This window comes from Leifsonia sp. Root1293 (assembly GCF_001425325.1).
Taxonomy (GTDB): domain Bacteria; phylum Actinomycetota; class Actinomycetes; order Actinomycetales; family Microbacteriaceae; genus Orlajensenia.
This window is the reverse complement of sequence record NZ_LMEH01000001.1, coordinates 1,405,285-1,419,954: the sequence shown is the minus strand read 5'-3', so window position 1 is coordinate 1,419,954 and position 14,670 is coordinate 1,405,285. Positions and strand designations below refer to the sequence as shown.

Genomic DNA, 14,670 nt, shown 5'->3' with positions numbered 1-14,670 from the left:
TCTGTTATCTCCGATGGTGAGGAAAGACTCAGGATGACCTTCTCTGCTCCGTTCCACAGGGCGCGCAGCGACGAGCAGCGCGCAGAGCGCCGCCAGGCCATCCTGGACGCGGCGGCCGGCATCCTCGCCGAATCCCGTGTGCCGGAGTTGAGCCTCACCGCGCTCGCTCACCGGGTCGGCCTCGCGAAGTCGAACGTGCTGCGCTACTTCGACTCCCGTGAGGCCGTGCTGCTCGAGTTGTACGACCGCGAATTCCGCGCCTGGCTCGCAGACCTGGGTGCGCTGGCGGATGCGGATCCGCGCGGGGCCGCTTCTGTCGACGGCCTCGCCACCATGATCGCCACGACCGCGGTGGCGCGTCCGGTCTTCTGCGACCTGTGCGCCAGTGCCGCCGTCGTGCTCGAACGGAACGTCTCGGTGCAGGCCGCTGCCGCCTACAAGCACTCCTCCATCGACACGGCGCACCAGCTGGCGCAGTTCGCCCGGCCGGCGCTGGGGGAGAACGGCGATGCTGCCGCCCTGGCGTTCGCCGGGGGCACGGTCATCGTCATCGGCGGACTGTGGGCGGCCTCGCAGCCGTCCCCGGCCATGGCGGAGGCCTACGCCGCCGATCCGGCGCTCGCGGCCATGCGCATCGACCTGGGAGTCGGCATCCGTGAGCTGGTCGCGACTCTCATCACGGGTCTGCGCGAACGGGCACCGCACCTCGACTGAGCGGCCTCTTGCGCTTCTGAACCTGTCGGATACACTGACGTCGGCCCTCTCTCGGGGGTCACCACATCTCAACGAACCCTGGCTGCTGACGGCCACGTATCGACAATGGAGTGATCGTGGGACGTCACACAGTCAAGCGACGCCGTCCGGGGCTGATCTGGGGTTCCGTCGCTGCGCTCGTCGCCGTGTGCCTGGTGGCCGGTGGCGGCATCGCGTGGGCGAGCGGCTCGCTCGGGGGGATCATCCCCACCGGCGCGTCGACACCGTCCTGCGACACCGTGCGCCCTCTGGCCGTCGTCGCCGACCCGGCCATAGCCCCGGTCATGGCCGGCATCGCGGCCGAGTTCGATGCCGCCCACCCGTGCACGCAGACCACGGTGAAGCCCCAGGCCTCTGCAGACACCGCATCGGTGCTGGCGGCGGGAAACGATGTGCACGCCGACATCTGGGTCCCGGATTCCGCCGCGTGGCGAACGCGCACCGATGCGACGGCCGCCTCGCTGGGGCGGCCGGCGCCGACCGCCGCCTTCGGTGATGCCGTCGCCACGACGCCCGTCGTCTTCGCAGCGCCGGCCGCGCAATCGGCGGCCTTCGCGGAACAGCCCGTCGGATGGTCGTCGATCCTCGACGGGTCGGTGTCGGCACTGCTCCCCGACCCCGAGGGCAGTGGGGCGAGTCTCGCCGCGCTCGGGGCGCTCGGAGCGCATGCTCCAGGCGACGACGCCCGCCCGTTCGCCGGAGCGATGATCGCTCTCGGCAGGACGATCCCGCGGTCGCTGGACGCCGCTCTCGTCTCGGCGGAGTCGGCCTCGACCCCGACCGTCGTCGTGACCACCGAGCAGGCCGTGGCGTCCACGAACTCCGCGCCGGACAGCGACCAGTTCCTGGCGATCTATCCGAGCGATGGCACCACGGGAGTCGGCTTCCCCTTCGTGCGCGTCGGCGGGGAGTCGACCGGTGACGAGAAGCTCGATGAGCTCATCGCCTCCTTCGAGGAGGCGGTCCACGCCTCGGGTGACGCGATCACGGCCGGCGGATTTCGCGAGGGCGACGGCACCGGCGTGATCGACGCTCCTGGCGTCGTGGCCCAGCCCGTCGTGCTCATGGCTGGAGCCGACGGTGCCTCCCAGCTCAGCATCCTGCGCAGCTGGGGGGTGCTCAACCTGCGGTCGCGGATGCTGGCCGCGATCGACGTGTCCGGCTCGATGGAGGAGCCCTCGGAGAGCGGACTCCGGCGCATCGACATCTTCCAGCAGGCCGCATCCGGTGCCCTGCAGAAGTTCTCGGGCGAGGTCGAGCTCGGTGTCTGGGTGTTCTCGACCCAGCGCGACGGAGAGAAGGACTGGGAGGACCTCGCGCCCATCGCCCCACTCGGCGACGCTGCGCACAGCGAACAGATCGCCGGCATTATCGGTTCGCTCCCCGATCGACTGGGAGGCGCGACCGGTCTCTACGACACCACTCTCGCCGGCGTGAAGAACGTGCGCGACGGGTACGACGCCTCGAAGGTGAATTCGCTGCTGGTGATCACCGACGGCAGGAACGAGGACGAGAACGGGATCACCCTCGACGACCTTCTCGCCCAGCTCGAGGAACAGGCCGATCCCGACAAGCCGGTGCCCGTCATCATGATCGGCTTCGGACCCGACACCGACCTCGACGCGATGACGAAGATCGCGAAGGCGACGGGAGGGGCCGCGTACTCGGCCACCAAGCCGGAGGATCTGGGCGATGTGCTGGTGGACGCGTTGTCGCAGCGCTCCTGCCGTCCCGACTGCTGACCGATTTTTCTCAGCGTCGATCAGGGTCTTTTCTTCGAGACCGCTGAGAGCTGTGAAGAGAGGATGCGCCCCGAACGGGGGAGTCGGTACTGTGACCACTAATGGTCACAGAAGGGATCAACGAATGACCGACGAGTACACCCGACGTCTCGCCTCTCAGTTCGCAGTCGATCGCACGCAGATCGACAATCGCCGTATCCTCGGCGACGACCTGTCCCGGCTCCGCGAGGTCGAACATTTCGCCTCTTTCCCGACGGACGACGACGCCCAGGCGGCGGTCGCCGAGCTGGAGCGGCTGTCGTTCCGCTGCTCAACGATGTCGACGAGCAGTTCGCACGTGATGTGCGCCGTGCGGCTCGACGCCGTCGACGAGGAGAGCGCCCGGTACTTCGTGCGCGCCGTCACCGCCATCGTCGATGCCCACTCCGGCGACTACGACGGGTGGGGTGCTCCCGTCGTGACAGCGCGCAGACCCCTCGTGCACATCCCCGACACTCCCGAGGAGATCCACTGGTCCTGACGGGCCGATGAGGTGAGAAGCCGCCACGATGCGTCGTGGCGGCTTGTCGACGAAGGATGACGCTTCGCCAGCGGTCCCGCCATGCCCACGCTGGCAGAGTTGATGACCATGAACATCGTTATGGTGCCGGGCATCGACGGATCGGGCGAGCAGCATTGGCAGACCCTGTGGGCGGGGGACGACCCGCAGATCCGAAGCATCGCGCCCGGGTCCTGGACGAGTCCCGAACTCGAGGACTGGATGAGGGCTCTCGATGACGCCGTCGACAGCGCGCTGGAGTCCGAAGCCGGCGCTGTCCTTCTCGTCGCTCACAGTCTGGGCTGCATCGCCGCCGTCGAGTGGCTGGGCAGGGCACACCCCGCCGGCGTCGCCGGCGCCGTGCTCGTCGCGCCGCCCGATGAGGCGATCGACATCTTCCCGGAGCGGTGCCCGAGCTTCATCGGCATCGCCAGAGGGGCGGTATCCGTTCCCCTGCTGCTGATCCTCAGCAGCGACGATCCCTACTGCTCACCGGATGCGGCGGCCGAGCTGGCCCGGCGTTGGAAGGCGGAGCCCGTTGTGGCGGGCGCGCTGGGGCACATCAACGGCGCGAGCGGTCTGGCGGACTGGCCCGTTGGCCGAGCCCTGGTGGATGCGTTCGCCGAGGCGGTGCTCAGGGAGCCGGCGCCGGACCGTCGGAGGGCTCAGCGTCAGGCAGCCACTCCTTGAGGATCTCGGGCTCGGGGGAGACCTCCTCCTCCTCGCGGTCCAGTTCCTCGCGGTCTGCAGCAGTGTTGTCGCTCATGATCTCAGCCTAATCAGCCCTCGGTGGGCATGGTCAACCCCGTTGCGCACCGCCTCCGGTCAGTGGGCGATGATGCCCTCGGGGGCGTCGACGGGCTTGCGGATGAAGAGTGCCGCGACGATGCCGAGCATCGAGATGATGGCTCCGGCGAGGAACGCCGCCTGCACTCCACCGGCAGCAGCAGCATTCGGAGCCTCGCCTGCCGCGGTGAGCGAGGCCGTCTGCGTGGCCATGAGCGTGATGAACAGTGCGGTTCCGGTGGCACCGGCGACCTGCTGCACTGTGCCGATGACCGCGCTGCCGTGCGAGTACAGGCGCGGCTGAACAGAACCGAGGCCGGCGGTGAACAGCGGTGTGAACAGGAACGCCAGCCCCACGCTCAGGGTGATGTGGGCAGCGAGGACGAACATGGGCGAGGTGTCCTCGGACACGGTGGTGAGCGCCCAGAGCACTGCGCTCACGACGATCGCCCCGGGGACGAGCAGCACGCGGGGGCCGACCTTGTCGTACAGGCGTCCGACGAGAGGTGCGAGCAGGCCCATGACGAGGCCGCCGGGAAGCAGGATGAGGCCGATCTGCCAGGTGGGCAGGCCGAGCACCTGCTGCATGTAGATGGGCAGCACGATGATCGTGCCGAACAGGGCCATCATGCTGACGGCCATCATCGTCACCGAGAAGGTGAAGGTCGACGACCGGAACACGCGCAGGTCGAGCAGCGCACGGTCGCGACGCTGCAGCAGGAGCTGACGGATGATGAACGCCGCCAGCGACACGGCGCCGATGCCGAGCGAGACCCACATGGGCATGGCGGCCATGGCGGCGTCCGCACCCGCGGCCGGCGCCTCGCCGATACGGCTCAGGCCGTAGACGAGACCGCCGAAGCCGAAGGCCGAGAGCACCACCGAGAGCGTGTCGATGGGAGCCTTGCGCGTCTCGCCGACGTTCTGCAGTCGACGGAAGCCCAGGAGGAGCATCGCGAGGGCGATGGGCAGCACGATCCAGAACATCCAGCGCCAGCTCAGCAGCGAGAGCACGACGCCCGAGATGATCGGACCGATCGCCGGAGCGACCGAGATGACGATCGAGACGTTGCCCATGGTCTTGCCACGCTCCGCGGAGGGCACGACGGTCATGATCGTCGTCATCAGGAGCGGCATCATGATGGCCGTTCCCGTGGCCTGGATGATGCGGGCCGCGAGGAGCACCTCGAATCCGGGTGCGAGACCGGCGAGCAGCGTGCCGAGGGAGAACAGCGTCATCGCCGTGATGAACATCGACCTGGTGGTGAAGCGCTGCAGCAGGAAGCCCGTCACGGGGATAACGATGGCCATCGTGAGCATGAACGAGGTGGAGAGCCACTGCGCCGCCCTGGCGTCGATGCCGAGGTCGACCTGGAGCGTCTTGATCGCGACGCTCATGATCGTCTCGTTCAGGATGACCACGAAGGTGGCGACGAGCAGCACCCACAGCACGCCGCGCTCTCGGCCGGCGCGAGTCGCGCTGGCGGCATCCGCCTGGGTCTGCGCGCCCTGGTCGGTGTGGCCGGAGGCCAGATTACTCGGCGCGACGGCGTCGGAGGTGGTCTTGTCGGTCACAGGGATCCCCTTAACGGTGGAAGGTTCGGCTGGGCGATCGAGATGGCCATCGGTCCGGACAGCTGTCGCGTGTACTGAGTGCGAACCGCATGGGAACCGATGACATTCCCGGAACGCAGGAAGAATTCCGGATGTCGACCGTGAGTGTTCCGCGAGGGTACCGCGAGCAGCCGACACCGCGGCGTACTCTGAGGCGGTCCGCCCGCTGCACCGAAGGAATCCATGGCCGTCATCGACAATGCCGTCTACGTCGACGGGAAGAGGGCGGCGACGCCCGAGACGCTCGACCTGACGCTCGAGGCGAAGGCGGAACTCGGCGGCTTCGCCTGGATCGGGTTGTACAGGCCGAGTGAGACCGAGCTCAACGCTGTCGCGGCCGAGTTCGGACTGCACCACCTCGCGGTCGAGGACGCCAGGACGGGTCACCAGCGGGCCAAGCTCGAGCGCTACGGCGACACCCTGTTCGTGGTGTTGAGACCCGCTCGCTACCTCGATGAGGTCGAGGAGGTGGAGTTCGGCGAGGTGCACATCTTCGTCGGACCGGACTTCGTCGTGAGCATCCGCCACGCGGAGGCCCCAGACCTCGCCGCGGTGCGACACCGTCTCGAGGCTGCACCCGACCTTCTCGCCCAGGGACCGGAGGCCGTGCTGTACGCGATCCTCGACGAGGTGGTCGACGAGTACACGCCGGTCATGGCCGGACTCGAGAACGACATCGACGAGATCGAGGACCAGATCTTCGACGGAGACCCCGCAGTCTCCCGGCGCATCTACGACCTCTCGGGCGAGGTGATCAAGTTCCAGCGGGCGACGCAGCCTCTCGTCGGCATGCTGGCCGGGCTGCAGGCCGGATCGGAGAAGTACGGAGTCGACCTCGAGCTGCAGCGGCACCTGCGCGACGTGAACGACCATGTGCTGCGCATCATCGACCGCGGCGACAGCTACCGCCAGCTGCTGCAGAACGCGCTCACGGTGCAGCTGACCCTCGTGGGCCAGCGCCAGAACGACGAGATGCGCAATCTCTCCGAGACCAACATCGCCCAAAGCGAAGAGGTGAAGAAGATCTCCAGCTGGGCCGCGATCCTGTTCGCACCGACCCTGGTGGGCACCGTCTACGGGATGAACTTCGATCACATGCCCGAGCTGCACTGGACCTGGGGCTACCCGTTCGCGCTGCTGCTCATGGTGGGCATGGGGTTCGGCCTGTACAAGGTCTTCAAAAAGCGAGGCTGGCTCTAGGCCGATTCAGCTCCGGATGCCGGACACCGCGGCGACCGCCTGCACGGTGGCCGCGGCCGCGGCCGCCAGGTCATCGGCCGTCGTCGTGCCCGCCAGGGTGAAGCGCACGGCGGTCTGAGCCACCTCGGTGTCGAGCCCGACCGCCAGGAGAACGTGCGAGGCCTCGTCGCTGCCGGCCGCGCAGGCCGATCCGCTCGAGCACACGACGTCGCGCTTCTCCAGTTCGAGCAGGACAGCCTCGCCGCTCGTGCCCGGGAAGACGAACGAGGCCGTCCCGGGCAGCCGGCGCGCGGCGTCGCCGGTGAGCCGAGCAGCGGGAACCGACGCGAGCACGGCGGCGATGAAATCCTCTCGGAGCGCCGTCGCCCTGGCCGCGGCATCCGCACGCTCGGACTCCGCCAGACGCAGTGCCGTGGCGAAGGCCACGGCACCGGCGACGTTCTCGGTGCCGCTGCGGCGGCCGCGCTCCTGGCCGCCGCCGTGCAGCACGGGTTCGAGGGGGATGCGGCCGCGCACGAGGAGAGCCCCGATGCCCTTGGGCGCTCCCACCTTGTGGCCGGCGAGCGAGAGGGCGTCGACGCCGAGGTCGTCGAGGCGGAGGGGGAGCCATCCGGCGGCCTGGACGGCATCGGTGTGGAACGGGACGCCGCGGGCTGCGGCGATGGCGGCGAGTTCGGCGATCGGCTGCACCGTGCCGATCTCGTTGTTGGCGTACTGGATGCTGACCAGGGTGGTATCCGCGCGCAGAGCGCTTCGGAGGGCATCCGGCGACACGAGGCCGGCATCGTCGACGGGCAGCACTGTGATGTCGAAGCCGTGCACGCGCTCGAGGTGGGCCACCGACTCGAGAACGGCCTCGTGCTCGATGGCCGTCGTGATGATGTGCCGACCGCGAGGCGAGGCGAGGGCGATGCCCTTGATCGCCAGGTTGTCGGCCTCGGTACCGCCCGAGGTGAAGATGACGTCCCCCGCTCGAGCTCCAGTCACCCGGGCCAGCTCTGCGCGCGCGCCGCGGAGGGCGTCCGCTGCACGAGCGCCCAAGGAATGCACGCTCGATGCGTTGCCGAAGTCGCCGGTGAGGAAGGGCCACATCGCTTCGATCGCCTCCCGGCGCACGGGGGTCGTCGCGGCGTTGTCGAGATAGATCACGGCGTCGCCGGAGTCGATCCCGGTGCTGGCGTCTCGATCACGACGTCGAGCCCGAGGTCGAGGGAGCGAACCGAGTGCGTGAGCGCGCCGACCGAGATGACGTCGACGCCGGTGGCGGCGATCGCCCGCACCGTGTCGAGGGTGACGCCGCCGCTGGCCTCGACGATGGCACGGCCGCCCACCAGCGCCACGCCCTGCCGGAGCAGCTCGGGAGAGAAGTTGTCGAGCATGATCGTGTCGATCCCGGCCGCGAGCACGGGCTCGATCTGGTCGATGCGATCGACTTCGACCTCGAGGTGCGTCGTGTGCGACAGGGCGGCGCGAACGGCGAGCAGCGCATCCGTCACCGACAGTCCACCGGCGGTGAGCACGGCGAGGTGGTTGTCCTTCGCCATCACGGCGTCGGAGAGCGAATGCCGGTGGTTGCGGCCGCCGCCGTCGCGCACGGCCTGCCGCTCGAGCACCCGCAGGCCCGGCGTCGTCTTGCGGGTGTCGACGATGCGGGCATCGGTGCCGGCGGTCTCGGCGACGTAGCGGGCGGTGAGGGTGGCGATGCCGGCCATGCGCTGCACGAAGTTGAGACCGATCCGTTCGGCCTGCAGGATGCCGCGCGCGGGGCCCGTGACCTCCGCCAGCACCGCGCCGGTGTCGAAGGATTCGCCGTCTGATGCCGTGAGCGCCACCGACACCCGCGGGTCGGTGAGCCGGAACGCCGCCTCGAACACGCGGGCTCCGCTGAAGACCCCGGGCTCGCGCGCCACCAGCTGGGCCGTGGCCGTCGCGGTCTCCGGAATGAGGGTGGCGGAGGTGATGTCGCCCCACGGGGCGTCCTCCTCGAGGGCTGCGGCCACGATGCGGTCGATGGCGGCGGGGGTCAGCATGCGAGCGAGTCCTCTCGGAGGGGTGCACGAACCGCGAGCTGCGGGTTCGCGACGGGGAAGTCGGTGCGGAAGTGGGCGCCGCGCGATTCCTCGCGGGCGAGAGCGGCGTCGACGATGAGACGGGCGAGGTCGAGCAGGTTGGCATCCTCGAGAACTGATCCCGTTCGCGTCGCAGCGGTGTCGGGTCTGGAGAGCGCGGCGAGGGCGTCTCGGGCCTGCCGCAGGCCGTCGCCGGAGCGCAGCACGCCGGCATGCTCCCAGAGGAGCGCCTGCACCGACCGGCGGAGGCCGGCGTCGGGGCTGGAAAGCGAGGAGATTTCGGCCGACACGCCGTCCGGGGCGTGCGAAGAGGGCACCTCCGGCTCGGAAAGTCCTCGCTTTCCAGGAGGGGTGACGTCGGAGGCGGTCCCGAGATCGCGCACGGCCCGATCGGCGAAGACCGCCGCCTCGAGCAGAGAATTCGATGCCAGCCTGTTGGCGCCGTGAACCCCCGTGCAGGCGACCTCCCCGACGGCGTGGAGGCCGGCGAGCGACGTGCGTCCCCAGCTGTCCGTCGCGACGCCGCCCATCCAGTAGTGAGCGGCAGGAGAGACCGGAACCGGCTGCACCGCCCAGTCGTAGCCGGTCGCCCGGCAGGCCGCCGTGATCGTCGGGAACCGCGCCTCGAGTGCCCCGCGTCCGATGGCGGTGGCGTCGAGAAGCACCGGCTCCCCGCCCTGCGCGGCCATCTCGACCGCGATGGCCCGGGCGACGACGTCTCGGGGAGCGAGCTCGGCGAGCGGATGCACGTCGAGCATGAAGCGCTCGCCGTGGGCGTTGCGCAGCACGGCGCCCTCGCCACGGACGGCCTCCGAGACGAGCGGCGTGCCCGGCACGGCCAGGGCGGTCGGGTGGAACTGGAGGAACTCGAGGTCCGCCATGCGCGCCCCGGCCCGCCAGGCAGCGGCGGCTCCGTCGCCTGTCGCGACCGCCGGATTGGTGGTGTGCCTGTACAGCTGCCCGGCACCGCCGGTCGCCAGGATGACGGCATCCGCCCGGATCTCCCAGCGCGACAGCGGCTGCGGCCCGATTCCGGCCGGCCCCTGCACCAGGGCGCCCACCACGGTGCCGGCATCCGTCAGCAGGTCGACGAGCATCGTGTACTCGTGCACGACGGCGGCGCGCTGGCGCACCGTCGAGATCAGGGCGCGTTCGATGGCCGAGCCCGTCGCATCTCCTCCGGCGTGCAGCACCCTGGCCCGGCGGTGTGCGGCCTCCAGTCCACGCGCCAGGCCGGAGCCAGACGCATCGCCGTCGAATGCGACGCCGAACCGGATGAGGTCGCGCACCCGTGCTGGTCCCTCCTCGACGAGCACGCGGGCGGCGTCCACATCGCAGAGGCCGTCACCGGCGCTCAGCGTGTCGAGAAGGTGGGCATCAGCCGAGTCGTCGGGGAACAGCGCCGCAGCGATGCCGCCCTGGGCGTAGGCGGTGTTGCTCTCCGCCAGGGCGCCCTTCGTCACGAGCGTGACGGCATGGCCGGCATCCGTGGCGCGCACAGCCGCGAACAGCCCCGCGAGGCCGCTGCCGATCACCAGCACGTGCATGATCAGGCTCCGACGACCGGGGCTGCCGGGGCAGGAGTCGGAGCCGCGACGGATGCCGATCCGCCACCGGATGCCGGCGGCCTGGCGGCGAGCATCCGTTCGAGGGCGACGCGTGCCGGAGCGGCGACGTCGTCGCCCACCGTGATGCGGTTGAGCACCTCGGCGGGACGCCCAGCGGAGCCGACGAGGGCCTCGAGCACCCAGCCCAGGTAGCCGGGGTGGATGCGGTACATCGTGGAGCAGGGGCAGATCACCGGGTCCAGGCAGAAGATGGTGTGCTGCGGGTACTGCGCCGCGAGGCGCTGGACCAGATTGATCTCGGTGCCGATGGCGAAGGTCGAGCCGGCCGGGGCAGCCGCGATGGCCTTGGTGATGTAGTCCGTCGAGCCGTACTCGTCTGCTGCATCGACCACCGCCATCGGGCACTCGGGGTGCACGATCACGCGCACGTCGGGGTGATCGATGCGGGCCTGCGCGATCTGGTCGACGGTGAATCTGCGGTGCACGCTGCAGAAGCCGTGCCACAGGATGACCTGGGCGTCGAGCAGGTCGGTCGCGCTCGAGCCGCCGAGGGCCTTGCGCGGGTTCCACATCGGCATCCGGTCGAGGGACACCCCCATGGCCTTCGCGGTGTTGCGGCCGAGGTGCTGGTCGGGGAAGAACAGCACCCGCTGACCGCGCTCGAATGCCCACGCCAGCACGGTTTCGGCGTTCGAGGAGGTGCAGACGATGCCGCCGTGCTCGCCGCAGAAGCCCTTGAGGGCTGCCGACGAGTTCATGTACGTCACCGGGATGACGGGAACCCGGCCGTCGGCATCCGGCTCCGTGCCGTACAGGGCCTCGAGCTGCTCCCAGCACTCCTGCACCGAGTCGATGTCGGCCATGTCGGCCATCGAGCAGCCGGCGGCGAGGTTCGGCAGGATGACCGCCTGCTCCGGACGAGACAGCAGGTCGGCGGTCTCGGCCATGAAGTGCACGCCGCAGAAGATGATGGCCTCCGCGTCGGGCTTCGACTTGGCCGCATTTGCCAACTGAAACGAGTCGCCCACGAAGTCCGCGTAGGCGACGACCTCGTCGCGCTGGTAGAAATGCCCCAGGATGACGACGCGCTCGCCGAGGGTGGCCTTGGCGGCACGGATGCGGGCATCGAGCTCATCAGCGGATGCCGTGCGGTAGACGGCGGGCAGCTCGCCCTGTCGCGGCGAGCCGACGGGGATCACGTCGCCCATCGATGATCCGGGGCCGTAGCCGAGGGGGCCGGCGTCGAACTCCCACGGTCCGGCGGCGAGATCGGGGGAGCAGGTGCTTCCCTCGGCCCGACCGGCCTGGACCAGCTGGATGGTGCGGTCGACGGATGCATCGACCGATGCCCCGCCGAACTCGATGCGCGAGAGTGTCATCGCTGTTCTCCTGTGTGTGGAACGGACGGAGTGGAGGTTCTGCCGGCGGCCTCTGCCCCTGCGACCGACTCGGGACCGAGGGGTCCGCGGTCGGCGAGGTCGATGGACGCGTCGTAGCGGTAGAGCCGCGGCGGGCGGTGTCTGGTGCCCGCGACGACCTCGCCCGTCGCCACGACGGTTCCCGAGGCTTCGACGGTGCGCCGGAAGTTCGCGGGATCGATGTGGCGCTGCAGCACGGCCTCGTGCACCTCGCGGAGCTCGGCCAGGGTGAAGGTGGCACCGAGGAAGGCATGGGCGATGGCGGCGTACTCCACCTTCGTGCGCAGGCGCCAGAGGGCGTAGTCGATGATGCGGTTGTGGTCGAAGGCGAGCCGCGGCAGTTCGTCGGCCACGAACCAGCGCACGTTCTCGCTCTCCGAGGCGCGCTCGGCCTCGGCGGACTGCACCATGGCCCAGTAGACCACCGACACGACGCGGCGGCCGGGGGAGCGCTCCAACTCTCCGAAGGTGTAGAGCTGCTCCAGGTAGGTCGGGGCGAGGCCCGTGGTCTCGCCCAGGGTGCGCGCGGCAGCGCTCACGAGCTCCTCGTCGACGGGGAGCCAGCCGCCGGGCAGGGCCCAGAGGTCCTTCTGCGGGTTCCGCGTGCGGCGCACGAGGGGGATCCAGAGCGTCATGCGCCCCGTCGTCTCGTGCGGACGCAGGGCGAAGATGACCGTCGACACGGCGAGGGCGGCATCGTTCCCGGCGCCCGCGGCCCGCTCGGGTGTCGCATCCGATCCGGCCATCTTCCGCATCCGTTCGTCGCGATTCGAGTAAAGGTCGGAATGACCGTAACTCATGGAACCCACCTTACAGTCATCTCGACCCGAACTCCAATCGAAGAATGTGCATCATCGCTCGGTCGTGCCGATACGCTCTCGCCTATGGCGCGCACGACGTTCGAGTACACCGGAATCCTCTCGTCGTGGAACGACGGAAAGGGCTACGGCTTCGTGGACCTGCGCGACGGGAGTCGCCCGCTCTTCGTGCACATCAATGCGTTCACCGATCGATCGGTCCGACCTGTCACCGGGGACGGGATCCGGTTCTCGATCGAGGCCGCCCCCGACGGCCGGTCGAGGGCGGCGGGAGTGCAGATCGTCCCCCAGGTGTCGAGCACTCGGACGAGCTCGGTGCGGTCGCAGGAGCGCGAACCGTCGATGACCAGCGGAATCGGCTCCCGACCGGGAGCCCGCTCGAGCATGGTCGCCGGCCTCTTCTTCGGGGCGATCTGGGCCGGCATCGCTCTCTCGTGGGGTGTGCCCACCTGGATCTGGGTGCAGTACGGCGTCATGAGCGCCATCGCACTCCTCATGTACTGGAGGGACAAGCGGGCGGCCCGCACCGGAGACCGACGGGTGCCGGAGGTGACGCTGCTCGCGCTCGGACTGTTCGGAGGTTGGCCGGGCGCCATCGTGGCGCAGCAGGTGTTCCGCCACAAGACGACGAAACGGAGCTTCCGCACAGAGTTCTGGATCACGGCGGTCGTGAACGTCTGCTTCTTCATCGTGGTGATCTGGGCAATCTCGCACCCGGAGATCGTCGGTGGCTGATCGCGGGACCGGCCGGTCCACCCGGTAGACTGTCCGCACAATCGCATATCGGGCCATCGACGCCTTGCGGGAGAGCCGGATCAGCCGGCACCGACGGAGCAAGCCTCCCCGCCAATCTCTCAGGTCACTACACCGCAAGAACGAGGCCGCTCTGAAAAGCGGATGTCGCTTCGCGACATCCCGCCGACGGTGAAAGTCCGAGCGCCTCGCGCGCCGGGTGAAACTCTCAGGCCAATGACAGAGGGGGAGTTCCCAGCGACTTCGGTCGCGCCTTCTGCGCACACTCTGGAGAACTCGTGTCCGATCGTCTCAGCCCCCTGCACGACCTGCACGTCACCGCGGGTGCCGGTTTCACCGACTTCGGCGGCTGGCAGATGCCGGTGCGCTACTCCAGCGATCTCGCCGAGCACCACGCCGTGCGCACAGCCGCCGGCATCTTCGACATCTCGCACATGGCCGAGATCCTCGTCGAGGGACCGGATGCCGCCGCCTACCTCGACTACGCCCTCGCCGGAAAGCTCAGCGTCATCGCGGTCGGCCAGGCGAAGTACAGCCTGCTGCTGGCCGAATCCGGCGGAATCATCGACGATCTCGTCGTCTACCGCCTGGGCGCGGAGAAGTTCCTCGTCGTCGCCAATGCCGGCAATCGCGAGGCCGCCGCCGCCGCCCTCACCGAGCGCGCGGCCGACTTCGACGTGCGCGTCGAGGACCAGAGCGACGACATCGCCCTCATCGCCGTGCAGGGCCCGAACGCCCGCACCATCCTGGAAGCCGTCACGGCGATCACCGAGCTCGGCACCCCGCTCGCCGACCTCAAGTACTACTGGTCGAGCGAGGGCTACTTCGAGGGCGTCCCCGTCTTCATCGGCCGCACGGGCTACACAGGCGAGGACGGCTTCGAGCTCTACATCCGAACGGATGCCGCCGCCCGGCTGTGGGTGGCCATCACCCAGGCCGGCGCCGAGCACGGACTCGTGCCGGCCGGCCTCGCCAGCCGCGACACCCTGCGCCTCGAAGCGGGCATGCCGCTCTACGGGCACGAGCTCGGACTCGACACCTTCCCCGTGCAGGCCGGTCTCGGCCGCGTCGTCGCGCTCACCAAGGACGGCGACTTCGTCGGTCGCGCAGCCATCGAGGCCGGTCCGTCAGCCGACGCCCGCGTTCTCGTCGGGCTGACGGCCGACGGCAAGCGCGCGGGTCGCGCCGACTACGAGGTGTACGCGTCCTCCGAGCCCGACGCCGCACCTGTCGGCGTGATCACGAGCGGGGCCCTGTCGCCCACGCTCGGCCACCCCATCGCCATGGCCTACGTCGATGCCGCGTCCTCCGAGGTCGGAAGCGCGGTGTTCATCGATGTACGCGGCACACGGATCCCCGCATCCGTCGTCGCCCTTCCGTTCTACAAGCGCCAGAAGTAGCCAGCAATCAT

Annotated in this window: 14 protein-coding genes and 1 riboswitch; of the genes, 7 read left to right on the top strand and 7 right to left on the bottom strand. The window is 69.4% G+C overall.

Annotation, left to right across the window (positions count from 1 at the left end):
* Positions 1 to 33 precede the first annotated feature (33 nt).
* From ASC59_RS06585 to ASC59_RS06570, 4 genes are all read left to right on the top strand, one after another.
* The gene (locus ASC59_RS06585; RefSeq protein WP_055819830.1) at positions 34 to 714 is read left to right on the top strand and encodes a TetR/AcrR family transcriptional regulator; all 681 of its coding nucleotides are present in this window, start codon (positions 34 to 36) and stop codon (positions 712 to 714) included.
* Positions 715 to 830: 116 nt separating this feature from the next.
* A complete protein-coding gene (locus tag ASC59_RS06580; protein ID WP_157487937.1) occupies positions 831 to 2,495 on the top strand; it encodes a VWA domain-containing protein in 1,665 nt (554 codons plus the stop codon).
* Positions 2,496 to 2,619: 124 nt separating this feature from the next.
* A complete protein-coding gene (locus ASC59_RS06575; RefSeq protein WP_055819824.1) occupies positions 2,620 to 3,015 on the top strand; it encodes a ribonuclease E inhibitor RraB in 396 nt (131 codons plus the stop codon).
* A 108-nt stretch (positions 3,016 to 3,123) separates the two neighbouring features.
* Positions 3,124 to 3,723 carry an RBBP9/YdeN family alpha/beta hydrolase gene (locus tag ASC59_RS06570; RefSeq protein WP_082513611.1) on the top strand — a complete coding sequence of 200 codons (600 nt, stop codon included), beginning with the start codon at positions 3,124 to 3,126 and terminating at the stop codon, positions 3,721 to 3,723.
* On the opposite strand, the gene ASC59_RS17700 is transcribed toward ASC59_RS06570, so the two are convergent.
* Positions 3,668 to 3,799: a hypothetical protein gene (locus ASC59_RS17700; protein WP_268765478.1), complete on the bottom strand. Its 132-nt coding sequence runs from the start codon at positions 3,797 to 3,799 to the stop codon at positions 3,668 to 3,670. The two genes, ASC59_RS06570 and ASC59_RS17700, sit on opposite strands and share 56 nt — an antisense overlap.
* 59 nt (positions 3,800 to 3,858) lie before the next feature.
* Positions 3,859 to 5,394, bottom strand: coding sequence for a DHA2 family efflux MFS transporter permease subunit (locus ASC59_RS06565; RefSeq protein WP_082513442.1), 1,536 nt, complete (start codon positions 5,392 to 5,394; stop codon positions 3,859 to 3,861).
* Positions 5,395 to 5,616: 222 nt separating this feature from the next.
* On the opposite strand from ASC59_RS06565, the gene ASC59_RS06560 reads away from it, so the two are divergent.
* Complete coding sequence (locus ASC59_RS06560; protein WP_055819818.1) at positions 5,617 to 6,633, top strand: magnesium and cobalt transport protein CorA; 1,017 nt, start codon at positions 5,617 to 5,619, stop codon at positions 6,631 to 6,633.
* Between the two features lie 6 nt (positions 6,634 to 6,639).
* Here ASC59_RS06560 and ASC59_RS06555 read toward each other — a convergent pair whose 3' ends face one another.
* From ASC59_RS06555 to ASC59_RS06535, 5 genes are read right to left on the bottom strand one after another with little or no spacing between them, the layout of a single operon-like run.
* Positions 6,640 to 7,782 (bottom strand): cysteine desulfurase family protein, encoded by a 1,143-nt coding sequence (locus ASC59_RS06555; RefSeq protein WP_055819815.1) that lies wholly within the window; start codon positions 7,780 to 7,782, stop codon positions 6,640 to 6,642.
* Entirely contained in the window at positions 7,779 to 8,663 is an 885-nt protein-coding gene (gene nadC / locus ASC59_RS06550; protein ID WP_055819812.1) for a carboxylating nicotinate-nucleotide diphosphorylase, read from the bottom strand. Before nadC ends, ASC59_RS06555 begins: the two co-directional genes overlap by 4 nt.
* Positions 8,657 to 10,249 carry an L-aspartate oxidase gene (locus ASC59_RS06545; RefSeq protein WP_055819809.1) on the bottom strand — a complete coding sequence of 531 codons (1,593 nt, stop codon included), beginning with the start codon at positions 10,247 to 10,249 and terminating at the stop codon, positions 8,657 to 8,659. The genes nadC and ASC59_RS06545 overlap by 7 nt, the downstream gene beginning before the upstream one ends.
* A 2-nt stretch (positions 10,250 to 10,251) precedes the next feature.
* On the bottom strand, positions 10,252 to 11,649 hold the full coding sequence (gene nadA, locus ASC59_RS06540; protein WP_082513441.1) for a quinolinate synthase NadA: 1,398 nt from the start codon (positions 11,647 to 11,649) through the stop codon (positions 10,252 to 10,254).
* Positions 11,646 to 12,434: an NUDIX hydrolase gene (locus ASC59_RS06535; protein ID WP_055822943.1), complete on the bottom strand. Its 789-nt coding sequence runs from the start codon at positions 12,432 to 12,434 to the stop codon at positions 11,646 to 11,648. Before ASC59_RS06535 ends, nadA begins: the two co-directional genes overlap by 4 nt.
* A gap of 138 nt (positions 12,435 to 12,572) precedes the next feature.
* Between ASC59_RS06535 and ASC59_RS06530 the strand changes: the two genes are divergently transcribed.
* The gene (locus ASC59_RS06530; RefSeq protein WP_055819805.1) at positions 12,573 to 13,241 is read left to right on the top strand and encodes a DUF1294 domain-containing protein; all 669 of its coding nucleotides are present in this window, start codon (positions 12,573 to 12,575) and stop codon (positions 13,239 to 13,241) included.
* Between the two features lie 57 nt (positions 13,242 to 13,298).
* Positions 13,299 to 13,386, top strand: a riboswitch (glycine riboswitch).
* 151 nt (positions 13,387 to 13,537) lie between these two features.
* Positions 13,538 to 14,659: a glycine cleavage system aminomethyltransferase GcvT gene (gcvT, locus tag ASC59_RS06525; RefSeq protein WP_055819802.1), complete on the top strand. Its 1,122-nt coding sequence runs from the start codon at positions 13,538 to 13,540 to the stop codon at positions 14,657 to 14,659.
* The last annotated feature ends 11 nt before the right edge of the window (positions 14,660 to 14,670 follow it).

Coding starts and splice junctions, on each gene's coding strand:
- ASC59_RS06570 (WP_082513611.1), top strand. CDS start 3,124: ATGAACATCGTTATGGTGCCGGGCATCGACGGATCGGGCGAGCAGCAT.
- ASC59_RS06545 (WP_055819809.1), bottom strand. CDS start 10,249: ATGCACGTGCTGGTGATCGGCAGCGGCCTCGCGGGGCTGTTCGCGGCT.
- ASC59_RS06530 (WP_055819805.1), top strand. CDS start 12,573: ATGGCGCGCACGACGTTCGAGTACACCGGAATCCTCTCGTCGTGGAAC.
- ASC59_RS17700 (WP_268765478.1), bottom strand. CDS start 3,799: ATGAGCGACAACACTGCTGCAGACCGCGAGGAACTGGACCGCGAGGAG.
- ASC59_RS06585 (WP_055819830.1), top strand. CDS start 34: ATGACCTTCTCTGCTCCGTTCCACAGGGCGCGCAGCGACGAGCAGCGC.
- nadA (WP_082513441.1), bottom strand. CDS start 11,649: ATGACACTCTCGCGCATCGAGTTCGGCGGGGCATCGGTCGATGCATCC.
- ASC59_RS06560 (WP_055819818.1), top strand. CDS start 5,617: ATGGCCGTCATCGACAATGCCGTCTACGTCGACGGGAAGAGGGCGGCG.
- ASC59_RS06575 (WP_055819824.1), top strand. CDS start 2,620: ATGACCGACGAGTACACCCGACGTCTCGCCTCTCAGTTCGCAGTCGAT.
- nadC (WP_055819812.1), bottom strand. CDS start 8,663: ATGCTGACCCCCGCCGCCATCGACCGCATCGTGGCCGCAGCCCTCGAG.
- ASC59_RS06535 (WP_055822943.1), bottom strand. CDS start 12,434: ATGGCCGGATCGGATGCGACACCCGAGCGGGCCGCGGGCGCCGGGAAC.